Origin of the sequence: Roseomonas gilardii (assembly GCF_001941945.1) — a bacterium.
GTDB lineage: Bacteria > Pseudomonadota > Alphaproteobacteria > Acetobacterales > Acetobacteraceae > Roseomonas.
This window is the reverse complement of the sequence record NZ_CP015584.1, coordinates 524,244-537,263: the sequence shown is the minus strand read 5'-3', so window position 1 is coordinate 537,263 and position 13,020 is coordinate 524,244. Positions and strand designations below refer to the sequence as shown.

Here is a 13,020-nt window from a genome sequence, read left to right as displayed (position 1 = left end):
TCGCGTCCGGGCGCCAGGACCACACGCTTGGCAGCGGCGCTGATGCCCTATGCGACCATGCCGGCCTGTTCGCGATGCGTCCTCTCATCGGCCGGATGCTGGCGGACTGCGTGGAAGCCGAGGATCCCCGTTGCCAGCAGAAGCGTCGCGGAGAGGCCGGCACGTGTCCTGCCGGCTCGGCCCCCCCGCATAGGGCGCATCTGGCCGGGCAGCTGGTCACCCTGTCGGCCGCCGTCGTGGTGCTGAGCATGGATGCACTGACCGGTGCATTCTGCCCTTCCGCGTCAGACCTCACTGTCCATCGCAGGCACGCTGTAGACCGTTGCCAATCAGCTGCGACTGCGTACCGCGCCCGGAACTTGGGAAAGGTGCAAGCGGCCCAAGGGGGATACTCGAGCCGCCCCCCGGTGGTTGGTAACGCCCGCCGCCGAGGGTGAGGAAGCAGAAGTTCTCGAAGGGCACCGGCGGAGCCAGCGGCGGCAACCGGCCGACGCCGAACAGCGTCGCCTCGGGATAGATGTACTCGCCGATCGGCGCAGTATAGGTGCCAAAGGCCAGTCCCAGGCCGTTGCTGCCCCAGCCGGTGTTGTTCTGCCCGCCTACGATGCGCACGAGCACGTCGCGCCGCACCGCCCGCGCATTGTCCTTGGCCGGCCAGGTGTTGCGAAACCGCCCGAGCTGCGGCCCGTTGGACGGCGTGAGCCCGACCGGGCCGGTCATCGACGCTCCCATCACCGGCGGCGGTGGCACTGCTCCCGAAGGCAGCGGAGGCGATGCCGGCCGCGCGCGGTCGCTGTCCACCAGCCAGACCTCGACATTGCGGGACGGATCGGTGGTGAAGCCGACGATGCGGAAGCGCGTCGTCTCCTCCTGCGCGATGTCCGGGAAGGGCTCGCCCTTGGTGCCCTGGATCGCCTCCTCAACGAACAAGTAGGCGGGATCGACACCGGGCGAGGTGTAGATGCCCAGTTCCGCATCGAGCCCGTGCGCCGCGATGACATAGCCACGCTTCGCCGGGTCCGGGTTCTGCAAATCGGCGACAATCATGCCGACATAGGTGACATGGTCGCCGGGTTGCAGCGCCACGGGCAGGCGGGGATCGCAGGCCACTGCCAGCGCATCGGCCACGGCGGGGATCGTGCCACAGGTAAAGCGGTGTGGGTTTCCAGCCGGACGGTTCACCACCTGGCAGCGCTGCGCGTTTTGCCCGGCCCTCAGGCAGACGGGAAAGCCGGTTCGGGCGTGGACCGGGGCGTTCCCGTCATCCACCGCGAAGCGCGCATCGAGTCCCGTGCTGGGTGGCCCGAAGATCCCGGTCGGATCGTTCAGCCGCACCCGCACACCGCCGGTGCCGCCATGGATGCCGACGCGCATCTCCCCGGTCTGCGGGTCGATGGACTGGATGTAGCCGGCGCCAGCATGCAGCGCCCCCTGGCTGATACGCACCACGCCGGCGATGTGGCGCGCGCCGACCTGGTTGCCGATGACCTCGGCCTCGAAGGGCACGAACCGTGCCTGCTCGGCGGCGGATCGCGTGTCGCGCAGCGCGAGGCCGCTCTGCCCCCGCACCGTCGCGCCGAGCCCCGGCCCACGGAACAGGTCGCTCGCGGTCAGGTAGCGCCCGGGCATGGTGATGAGCAGGTTGCGCGGCAGCGTCACCGCAATGCCGCGCACCGTCATGGTCGCCTCGGACAGCGGATCGGTGGCATTGGCGAGGCTGAAGGCCTCGATATGCCCGATCAGCGTGAAGCTCGTCGTCTGCGCAGCGGCGGGCACGCCGGCGAAACCCGCCCCGCCCAGCAGCACCATGGTCAGGAAGTGGCGGGACGCCGCCCGCAAGCCGGTCGGAACGCGCATCTCAGCCTCCCTCATGCCGATGGGCGGATGGCCGCATGCCAGCCGCTTCGGGCCGGGCGGCAGGGGTCAGGTCCATCACCTCGGGGTCCCAGCCATGGCGGCGGCGCGGGGCGAAGCGCAGCGGTGCGCCGGGCAGCGCCTCGAAGGCCGTGGGAAGGGCGTCGAGCGGCGCGTGCTCATGCAGTGCCGCGCCCGCCTGGGCGAGCGTCTCCAGGGCCAGCCGCGCCGCCGCCAGGCCCAGCCGCTGCCACGGGCCGTCCGCCTCGACCAGCATGGCGGGGAAGGGCAGCACGACCTCCCAACGCCAGCCGGGCGGCAGGGTGATGCGCCCCGCCCCCGCGAGACCGGTGCCGAGGCAGCCCACAGGCCCGGTCATCTCGGCCGCGAGTGCCGCCGGAGCATCCTGCCAGGCAATCGCCATGTGGCCAGGCTCCGGCGGTGCGACCGGCATGCCGACGCGCGCTCCCTGCGGGCAGGCGTCGAGTGCGGCGGCCAGCACCGCCTGCTGCGCCCGGCGGGGCGCCAGCAGATCCGCGACCCAGGGCCCGGCCTCACTGTCCCGACGCGACAGCAGCGACCCGAGATGGGGCACACGCGCCTCGGCGAGAGCCTGCTCCGCCTCCGCGCCGTCCAGCCATAGCCCGCCCACCACCAGGAAGACCGGCTGGTCCAGCAACCGCCGTACCGCCATGGCGGGCCCGGCCGCAGCGCCATCCTCGGCCTGCAATTCGACCCGCCGGCCATGCACCACCGCGCCGGCGAGACCAGCCTGGATTCCCGCCAGCACCGCCCGCCCGGTCGGTGCGGCGGCCCCGCTCAGCGGCAGCACGGTGCCCAGGGCGATGCGGTCCTCCGCCACGCCCGGCGGCAGATCCCGCGGCGTTCCGGCAATGGTGAGATAGTCGAGCAGCGCCGCCATCTCCGCCGCCTCCAGCCGGTAGCGTGGCATGGCGGGATCGAGCGCCCGCCCGTCCCGCCCCACGCCGTCCGCAATGGCCCCGCGCAGCGCCGCGTCGTCCGCATAGGCCCCGGCGCGCCCCGCCGGACGGGCCAGCGCGGCCCAGGTGACCGGGGGTGCTACCACGCCACCCTCCCGCCGGCCCGCCGCGGCAGGGCCGTGGCAGGACGCGCAGGCGGCATAGGCTGCCGGCAACCGGTTGGCGGTCGCGTCGCGCCCGGCGGCGAAGGGCTGATGGCCCTGGAACAACGCGCGGCCGGGCGGCTCCGCCACCGCCGCGCCGCCCGCCAGCAGCGTGGCGAGAGCAAGGGCGGCGCGGTGGATCATGGTGCCATCTGCCGCAGCATGGCAGCGAGCCGATCCGGCGGCGTCAGCGCGCCGACCCGCCGCCAGTCCCGCCCGCCCGGTGCGCCAAGCCAGATCTGCGCCGCATGGTCCTCCGGCTGGCTTTCCGGCTGCTCGAAGGCGCGCCAGACGCGCAGCAGGGTGCGCGGATCGCCGCCCAGTAGCAGCCAGCCCTTGTCCAGCCCGAGTTCTAGTCCGAAGCGGCCGGCATAGGCGCGCATCGCCTCCGGCGTGTCGCCGAAGGGGTCGAGGCTGACCGATAGCAGCAGCGGCCGCGGCTCCGGCCAGCCCGCGAGTTCCTCCTGCAGCGCCTGCATCGCCGCGGTCTGCGGCGGGCAGATGGTGGTACAGCCGGTGAAGAAGAAGCTCAGCACCAGCGGCCGCTGTGCGGCGACGGCCCCGAGGTCGCGCCGCACGCCCGATTGGTCCACCAGCACCACCGGCGGCAGCCGCACCCCCTGTGCCCATGCGGGCGCCGCGACGAGCAGGCCCAGCAGGACGCGCCGCCCGATCATGGCCTGCCCACTTCGGGCAGTGGCCCGACACGCCCCGCGGCGAAGGACAGGTCGCGCGAGATGCTGGCCACCATCGCCTCGGCCCGTGCGCCGGCCGGCAGGTCGATGCGCGCGGCATATTCCCCCGCCGCACCGGCCGCGCGCATCGGCGCACGCGCCTCCCAGGCGGTACGGCGGTCGAAGACCAAGAGTTCGAGATCGGCCACACCGTCGATCAGGCGCGGCGTCTCGCCTCCGATCTCGCTCAGCCGCACCCGCAGCGTTGCCGGTCCGGCTACCTCCCGCGTCAGCCCGGCCAGTTCCACGCGCAGGGCGGTATCCGGCAGTATCGGCGCCGCTGCCGTCGCCGGCAGACGCAGCGGCACGCAGAGCGCGAAGCGCGGCGAGGCCCCGGCCAGCACCAGATCATGCGCCCCGCCGCGCAGGTGCCGGACGGAAGCGGCATAGCGTCCCGCCGCGACCTCCCGGGGCGACAGGTCGAGCGCCAGCAGCCCGACCGCGGCGCGGCGGTAGGTCGAGAAGCTGCCGATCGGCGCCATCATCCCTTCGCCGTACTGGAACACCATGCCGTCGGCCGGTGCGGCGACCAGCATGCCGCTGCCACCGGGCAGCGGCACGGCCTGCGCGGCGACGCCGGGCGTCGCATCCGGGCGGCCGAGCGTCACTTCGACCGGGTTCACCACGCCCTGGCGCAACTCGGCCAACGGCCACAGCGTCGCCCGCCCGTCGGTGAGGCTGATGCCATAGGCGAAGCGGTCGGTGACCAACAGCGCATCGGCACCGGGCAGCGTGTCGAACCGCGCCTCGACCCGCCCGGTGGCAAGGTCCACCAGGCTCGCCCATCCGCCGCCCAGCGCCAGCGCCCGCCGGCCGCCGTCGGTCAGTTCCAGCGCCCGCACCGGATGGTTAAGCTCCAGCACGCGCTCCGCCGCCGTGCCATCGGCGGAGCCGGGGTCGATCCAGCCGAGCCGCCCGCCCGCCGTCGCCGCGATGATGCGCCTGGCCTGGATGGAATGGCGCAGCATCCGTACCGGGTCATCCGCGACGACCATCCAGCGCCGCGACACGGCGGCATGCAGCGTCACCGACCCATCGGCATGGCCCGTCGCCGGGCCAGGCAGCGCCTCGGATGCCAGCAGCGCGGCCGGGGCGCGGCCGGGGATCAGCCGCAGCCCCTCGGCGGTCTGGTCGGGGCGGAGTTCGCCGAGGCCCTCCCGTCCCTCCAGCGCCACGAACAGCCGCCCCGTGGCGCCGTCCCAGGCGAGACGCGCCTGACCGCCATCCTCCGGTAGGTCGATGGCACGGGCGATGCGCGCCGATTGCAGGTCCACCGCCACCAGCCGCGCCGGATCGGCGAGCACCACCCAGGCTTCCAGCCGCTCGGGGATCGGCAGCCAGGCGCGCGGTGTGCCGCCCAACTCGACGATCGCCTCCAGCTTCGCGTTGTTGAGCGGCACGAAGGGGTTGATGACCGCGATCGTGCCATCGGCGTTCAGCGTTACCAACCGCCAGGTGTTGAGGTCGATGTCGGCGCGCTGGCCGATGCCCTGCCCCGCCAGCATCCGCACGCGGTCCGGGCAGGCAATCTCCGCATCGGGCAGCGCGGCGCGGCGGCGCTGCAGCCAGGCGGCAATGCGGCCGCGCTCGTAGCGCAGCGGTGCACTGGTCGCGTCGTCGGTCAGCGCCACCTCCAGTGTGCCAATACCGGGGTCGCCGCGCGGGGCATAGGTCCAGGCGATGCGCACGCCGTCCTGCACCGCCTCGCCGGATTGCGGCGCCGCGTCCTGCGCGGCGGCGAGGCCGGGCAGCAGCAGCGCGAGCAGGGCGAACAGGCGCCGCATCACCCCTGCACCAGCAACGTGCCGAGGGCGATCTGCCCGACCTCCCCCGGCGCCACAGGCACCAGGTCGAAGCGCACTTCCGCGATGGTGTCGCTGCCGGTCGCGCGCAGGCCGAGGAAGGGCGCACCGCGCGCCGCCGGTGGCAGCACCGGCAGCCCGGTGACGCCGGCGACCGTCACTGCCTGCTCGAAGCCAGCTTGGTCGGACAACCGCGCCCAGGCCGAGGCGGTGAAGCCGGTGCCGGCCGGCACCGCGCTGCTACCGGCGACGAAGCAGCCCACCGCCTTCACCGGCCTGGAGAAGGAGAGCCAGAGCGGCGCCTCTGCCGCCCCGGCGGGAGCTGCGGAGCGCGCCGCGACCAGCAACCCGTCGCCGGGAAACAGGTTGCATTCGAAACTGCTGCCGCAGGCCCGCAAGGCGCGGGCGAGGCCGCTGGTCGCGACCGTTACCGTGGTCTGCTGCAGCACATAGGGGAAGTCGCGCCGCAACGTGCCCACGCGGCGGGCGGATCGGCGCTGCCCGGGGATGTCGGCCGCGACCGGGCAATTCGGCGCGACGCGGTTGGGCGAGCGGTCGGGATCCTCAAGCCAATCGAGCCACCAGCAGGTGGCATCGAAATCGCTGTCCCGGAAGAGCTGCTGGATCACCGGCACGGCACGATGCCCCCCGCGGCTGGCGCCGGATCGACCGGCGGGCCTTCCACCCGCAGCAGGCCCCACAGCCCGCCGTCGAACAGGAAGCTCGCCTGGCTGCGGAGCAGGTAGTCCATGGCGACCCGGTCACAGCCGCCGGCCAGGAACCCGTAGGTCACCCCCATCATTGGCCCGAAGCCATTGGTCACCCCGACACGGAAGGAACCGGCATCGCGGCTGAACACCGGCGGGCCTTCGGGATCCGCGGGGTTGGGCATCCAGGGGAAGGCACTGAAGCCGTGCCCGCTCAGTGCGAAGCCCTGCTGGCGGGTATGGCCGCCCGGATGGACGAAGTGCAGCCGCACCTCCTCGCCGGGGCGGGCATGCAGGATCGGGGTCTCCGGATCGCAACCCGCGGACCCGGCGATGCCCTCGGCCGGCGGCGCACCGCTCGCACAGGGGCCGGCTAGTCCGTCGCGGCGGGAGCTGAGGATCGCGGCGTAGTCAGCCTCGTTGCGCGTTTCGAAGGGCACCCCGGGATCGTTGGCGCTGCGCGCCCAGAGCGGCTCGGTGCGGTAGTTGAACGCCTTGACCCCATAATCGTCGGGCTCCTCGGCGCCGCTGAGGTTCGGCATCGGCATCCCGCCGCGCGTCGCATTCACCGCGTCCTGCACGACGAGGACATGATCGACATAGCGGGTGCCGTCGGCGCGGCACATCTCCGCACTCACCCCGCCGGGGACCTGCAAGGGGCTTCCATCGGTGCGGCGCCGGGCGAAGCGGTTGGCAGCGCAGACCTCGGACCCCGCTGGGCCGATCACCAGCGCACCGACCAGCCCATGCATCGGATGCTTGATCGGATCGGCAAGGCTGCGTAGCGGCAGCGCACCGAATTCCACCGGCGCATTGCCGCTTGGGATGAAGTCCGTCGCACTCCAGAAGAAGGTGCGCATACCGCCATCGGACGGGCTCTTCCCACATTGCGCATTGTCAGGCGCGCAGGGCGGCACGAGCGAGCCCTGTGTCCACAGCGCGCCGGATGAGTCGATCTCGTCATCGATGCGCAGGCCGTTCCAGCCGAGATTGCTGCCATCGGCCAAGACCGGGTTCTGCGACAGCCGCGGCGCGGACAGCCCGACGCTGGACGACATGCGGAACTGGTTTACGTTGAAGCCGTCTGTGATCATCGGCAGGAAATTGTGATAGGCGCTGCGCTCCACGACTTGGCCGTCGGGGCCGGGGCCGTCATCCAGCACGGCCGGCAGGTGGTTGCGCAGCGTCACCTCCATGCACGCGCCGGCCGGGGCGCGCAGCACCAGCGGCTCGACCGGGCGTCCATGGGCGAAGTCTTCGCGCAATCGCGAGAGCACTTCGTCATTGGGTAGCAGTTCAGTCACTGCGCAGCCGGGTTCGGGACTGGCGGCGTCGCAGCGCTGCTCGGGGTTCAACACATAGATGATGGCGCGGTCGTCGCGGATGTCGAAGCGCCGGCTGTAGGAAATGCCGCGCTGCTGCGGCGTGCCGCAAGTGCCATAGAGGCTGCAGACCTGCACGGCCGAGACGTCGAAGCGCCGGTGCACCGCCGCCCCGCCGCACACCGCGCGCTCCTGGTCCTGGACCGCGTTGGGGCGGGAGCGCGCGTTCATCGCGGAGGGTAGCACCATGGCGCGGGCGATACGCAGCACGTCTTCCTTGGCGCGCTGCTGAACCGTGGCGTCGCCCGGTTCGACCAGCGCGCGGGCAAGGCCCGCGAAGCCCGGCGGCAGGCGGTCACGCGCGGCGGGCTGACGCATCGCGGCAGCGAGCGCGGGTACCACGATCTGCGCGGCGACATCGGCGACGCGAATGTTCTCGGGTTCGGTTGGCGCAGCGGCACCGCTAATTGCGCGCGGTGCGTCGAGTGCGGCATAGCGCAGGCGCGCCATGCGTTGTGCGATGCCGGTTTCCGCCAGCGGACGAGTGCGCGCGGTGGCGAGGAATCCTACACGCTCCGCCGGGGCAACGGCCGCGATCGGCTGGTCCGGCCCCCAGTCGGGCGCGGTCACACGCAGCACGCCCCACACCCCGTCCCAGATCTGGTCCACTGAGGCAGAGGAATAGAAGTAGTCCGGCATGGAGGAACCGAAGCCACGGGCATTGATATCCCCCTCGAAATGCTCGGAGATACCAGTCGGCTGCGCGCTGACGAAGCCGGCATGAGCGGAATCCGGCGCGCGGCGCCAGCGCACACCATTCATGGAAAAGATGTGCTGCGCCTCCTGAGCACCCTGGATCAGGCGGATCTGGATGCGGTCGCCATCATGGGCGCGCAGGATCGGCGTGACGGGGTCGCCGAACAACCGCCAGGGCTCACGCCGCTCGATGCGCGGGTCACAGGGTTCGGTGCGCTGTGCCGGCGGAGTTGCGGGATCCCATGACCCGAGCAGCATGGCCGGGTGCAGCGCGCAGAGGAAGTCACGCCGCCATTGCTCGATATCCGCAATCAGCCGATCAAGGCGCTGCGCCTCACCCGGCCGCGTGAGCAGGGCGCGCGTCGCGGCGTGCACAGAAACAGTCTGCGACTCAGTAGCCATCCGTATGTCGCGCCGTAGGTGGACGCGGCTCGAGAAGGCATTGGCGGGATCGCCGAGGCAATCCGTATCTCCCGCCGCGCAATCGCCGGGCCCGCTGGCACGTGCACGCGCCTGGCGGTAGTCGAAACCACCGAGCGCTGGATCGGGCGTCGCCTCGCTGATGCGGAGCGCGAAGGGTTCGTGGCGGTAGTTCACGAGCTGACTGCCCGGATCCTCGGAGGAGATGGCGAGCGGCCGCGGCAGGGTGCTTGCGACATGTCGCCGCCCAAAGCGCAGCGCGGTGTTGTCGCGAAAGCCGCCATCCTCGCCGAGCGGCTCGGGGTTTACCGGCTCCAGCGCGGCGGTGTAGGCGATGCCGAAATCGGCCAGAGCCAGATTGAATTCACGCCGGTTCTGCTACGCCTCGGTGCAGGGCAGCTCGGCACCCGCCCGTGGCGTGCGGCCGCGTGCCGGGACCAGATCGACATCGACGTCGTTGACGTCGCGCTGGCTGACGGAATTGCCATTGTGCACGCAGCGTGGCGCAACGATGTCGGCCAGCGTCGCGGTCGGGCCACCATCTCCACGCAGCACCAGCGGATCGCGTGGCTCCACGGGCGCGAGGAGGTGCTGCGTATCCCGCCGCAGCGCCGGCACCGTTGCGACGGTGAGGTCCGACCCGCCGATCAGCTTGCAACGCGCGCGCTCCGCGATGCGGGATGGGTCGGCCATGGGGTCATCCTCGCCGCGCGCCAGCGCCTCGGCGCGGTCTCGGCAGAACCCTTGCTCGGCGAGCGTCATCGGCGGGCGCGGTGCGGCGGGGTCCGGACCGCGCAGCGCATCGACCTCCTCGGGCGTCAGCGGGCGCTCCCCACTGCGCACCCACAGGGAATTGGCAGGCTCGACTACCAGCCCGGCATAGAGGCCGTGCTGCTGATGGGAACTCGGGCCGAAATGGTCATGGGTGAAGACGGTGCGCAGCGTGTTGTCACGCCCCGGACGCCGTGTGCTGAGGATCGGGTCCGCCCACCAGCGTTGCGTGGTGCGCTGTGCACCGCAGAAGGGGTGATCACGATTCAGCCGCTCGATGTAGAGCCTCGTCCGGTCACGCCGCCGCGTTTCGTCGTCGGCAGCATTCGGTGTTTCGTCGCCCTCACGGCCAGGACACTGGCCACGCCGGAGCAGCGTCGCATGGACAGGATCGAGCTGCGCTGCCTCGTAGATCGTGCCGCCGGGCCGGAACAGCGGATGTTCGCGCAGCGTCAGCGGGTTGGCCTGACCGGCGGGAGTGTCGTTGTAGCGCAGCACGCGTTCGCGCACCTCGTCCGGCGAGAAGGTGCCGTCCTCGTAGTTCCAGCCATTGCCGGACCCGTCCGAGGAGGTGACGTCGAACTTCACCAGATGGATGTGCTGGCCGATCGTATCGGTCGGCGTAACGATCTGGAAGTCGTCAACGTTCAGCAGGCTCGGCACCAGGTTGGTCGAGCGGAACACGATGCACTCGCCGGAATTGGCCCGGAAGAACAGTGGCTCCGGCAGGCGGGTCCGGGTGTTGGGATCGACGATGCGGTGGATGTCGTCCTCAAGGACGATGATGCGGCCCTGCGGGTCGAACCAGCCATGGCGGTTGTAGACCAGTTCGGTCTGGATGAAGGCGGCGCGGTAATGCCGTTCCGGCGCACCGGCCGGGCAGGGATTGGCGAAGGGCGCGCCGGGGGCACGTGGCAGGCCGTTGACGAAGAACAGTGCCTTGGCGTCGGCTGCGGCGGCGGGTGCGTCGAGATCGCCATTGACGCGGTCGGTGCGGTAGGCGCGCGGTCTCCACCACTCAGGCCGCGGCGCCGCAGGGTTCGCCACAGGGTTGAGCCCCGGCACGGCGAGCGTGCCTTCGTGGAAGGCTATGGCCTGCTGTTCTGCAGGCTCGCCGGCATGGGCACGGAAGGCGAGGTCGATGGTCTCCCATTCCTGCGCCAGCACTCCGAAGCTGGCGGGATCGGCCTGGCGGCGGATGCGCTGCGCGATCAGTTGCGCGGCGCCGCCGCCACGGTCCAACGCGGACTCGATCACCCGCTCCCGCTCCCGGTCAAGGGTACCCCCCCGCGCCACGTGCCGCGGCAGGCCGCCATTGACGATGGCGCCGGGTGGAGGCTCGGCGCCCGAGACAGCGATCCAGCCTGTGCCTTCGTCCACGTCCATGTCGAGCGCCGGCTGCGGCGGACGATGACCGGCGATGCCGGGGACGTAATGCGGATAGCCGGCGAACTCCGCGACCGGTAGCGGGGCAAGCGCGCTGCCCGGGATCGGCAGCAGCGCAGGCGTCGGCGTACCGGTGGCGATCTCCCCGTCCGGCAGGTTGCGCCAGCGTGGATCGTTGTCCGGCCCGGCTGGCTGGTCGGGGCGATACCAGGTCCGGCCGAAGCGGCCATCCTCGAAGGTGTCGTGGACACGCCACAGTTCCCACATGCCCTGCGCGAAATGCGGGTAGAGATGGCAGTGGAAGATGCTGTCGCCCGGCGTGTAGTTGCGATTGCCCGTGCCGCCGAAGCCGATGTCATAGCTGAAGGTCGCACCCGGCGAGATGGTCTGGGAATCGAGATAGCTGGAATCCGGATCCTGCGGGTCCAGCAGCCATTGATGGGCGTGCAGGTGGAAGACATGCGTCTCCTTTGGCCCGGCATGGAGGTTGCGGAAGCGCACCGCGTCGCCGAGGTAGGAGTGATGCACGTTGGATGGGTCGTCCGACCACCGCGCACCTGACGGCGTGTCGCCGTCGAAAGCGAGGATCAGCGCCGGATCGCCGGCAGCCCAGGAGGACAGGAAGAACTCCTCCGCACGGCATTCGCGGCAGTTCTGCAGCGGCGGCACGCCTTCGCCATGCGCCCCGCTCGCCAGCGCCAGCGAGCCCATGCCGGAGGCGCCGTAATTGATGCCCATGCCGTCGCGGATCTTCGACAGTGGGTCATTCTCGTTCTCCAGGCGGTCGAAGGCCTGCCGCGCATGGATCTCGTCGTGCAGGATCACGGTGAATTCACGGAACGACCGCGCGCAGTCGCTGGCGAAATGCGCGCAAGGCTCGGCGCCGGCCGGTAGCACGACGATCGCGTTGAGGTCAGAATGCAGGATGCGGTTGCGGTCGTCGAGCATCCGGAACAGCGGTACCGCGCTGCCGTCAGGCAGCTTTCGCGTCGGATGATCCGCTCGATAGTCGATGCCGCGATAGTCATGGTGGTCGGCGGCGGGCACCGTGGTGCCCATGCGCAATTCCTCGGCGGTCACCTGCGAGCGATACCAGCGTGATCCCGCTGGCTCGACATTGACCGAAGCGAAGAGGCCGAGGCCGATCTGCCCGCCATCCCCTTCCCCACCCACGGGCGCGGCAGCGGAGTAGGCGAAATAGGCGCCTTCCCGCTGTGCCCGCCAGCGCGTGACGATGGTCTGGCCGGGCGCCGCGAGCGAGCCGAGCGGATAGTCCCGCGCGATGGAATGCGGGGTGCCGTCGCGCACCACCAGGCCCTGATGACCAGGTCGCCCGACATTGCTCCCGTCGCCGCCGCAGGCGACACCGGCCGGGCAGTCCTCCGGTCGCATCCGAACGAGTTCGAGCCCGGTGATGTGGAAGGAGGCCGCACGGGTGCGCGGGGCGTCGATGCTGACCGGACCGGGCCGCACGCGGGGCTGACGCGGCATTTCTCCGGGGCGTGCCGCGGTATGGCCTGGCAGGCTGCCGTCGTCGTCGGGCAACACGCCACCTTCTTCCTGCCAATCGGTACGCAGCAAGTTCTGGAAGGTGACCTCAAGGCAGTCGCCCTCATTCACCCGCAGCACCAGTGGGCGCGGCCGCTTGTCCGGGCGCAACCGCACCCGGCCGGGGCGCAACTCCGTGCCGCCATCGAGTGAAACGACATCGTGGCGCAGCGCATACATCATCCCCGCCGGCACAAAGCTGCCGAAGCGGTTCAGAAGGTAGGATTGTTCGAAAGCGACAACCTCCGCCCGTACCACGCGAGGGCAGGTGGTTTCCGCAGCGGGCGGCTCGGACGCCACCGCATCGAACGAGGAGGCCCCCACGAAAACAGCAAGGAGAATGAAGAGCAGCGGATGGCTCAGAATCTTACAGCGGCTCTTCGGCATAGTAACCTCCCCTGCCGGGATTTCTGAACAGCCCTGTTATTCCGATAACGTAATGTATCGCTTGGTTACCGTCCTTGCAAGGTGAAAATTCGGTGCACAAACGCACTTGAAGAGGGCCTTTCCCCCTGTATCGGCCCCGGCTGAAGGTGATCTGGCTCCAAGTCCCATGTTTGCCGCGTCGGATAGGCC

At 70.8% G+C, this 13,020-nt stretch carries 7 protein-coding genes; all 7 read right to left on the bottom strand.

Features of this window, described 5'->3' with window-relative positions:
- Positions 1-291: 291 nt before the first annotated feature.
- Entirely contained in the window at positions 292-1,857 is a 1,566-nt protein-coding gene (locus RGI145_RS21880; RefSeq protein ID WP_075800626.1) for a hypothetical protein, read from the bottom strand.
- 1 nt (position 1,858) lies between these two features.
- Positions 1,859-3,142, bottom strand: coding sequence for an ABC transporter substrate-binding protein (locus RGI145_RS21875; RefSeq protein ID WP_075800625.1), 1,284 nt, complete (start codon positions 3,140-3,142; stop codon positions 1,859-1,861).
- Positions 3,139-3,675, bottom strand: coding sequence for an SCO family protein (locus tag RGI145_RS21870; protein ID WP_075800624.1), 537 nt, complete (start codon positions 3,673-3,675; stop codon positions 3,139-3,141). Before RGI145_RS21870 ends, RGI145_RS21875 begins: the two co-directional genes overlap by 4 nt.
- Positions 3,672-5,516 carry a YncE family protein gene (locus tag RGI145_RS21865; protein ID WP_075800623.1) on the bottom strand — a complete coding sequence of 615 codons (1,845 nt, stop codon included), beginning with the start codon at positions 5,514-5,516 and terminating at the stop codon, positions 3,672-3,674. The genes RGI145_RS21870 and RGI145_RS21865 overlap by 4 nt, the downstream gene beginning before the upstream one ends.
- Entirely contained in the window at positions 5,516-6,169 is a 654-nt protein-coding gene (locus RGI145_RS21860; RefSeq protein WP_075800622.1) for a hypothetical protein, read from the bottom strand. The genes RGI145_RS21865 and RGI145_RS21860 overlap by 1 nt, the downstream gene beginning before the upstream one ends.
- Positions 6,160-8,916: a hypothetical protein gene (locus RGI145_RS21855; RefSeq protein WP_156878723.1), complete on the bottom strand. Its 2,757-nt coding sequence runs from the start codon at positions 8,914-8,916 to the stop codon at positions 6,160-6,162. The genes RGI145_RS21860 and RGI145_RS21855 overlap by 10 nt, the downstream gene beginning before the upstream one ends.
- Before the next feature lie 201 nt (positions 8,917-9,117).
- A complete protein-coding gene (locus tag RGI145_RS21850) occupies positions 9,118-12,831 on the bottom strand; it encodes a cupredoxin domain-containing protein (protein ID WP_075800620.1) in 3,714 nt (1,237 codons plus the stop codon).
- Positions 12,832-13,020: the final 189 nt, after the last annotated feature.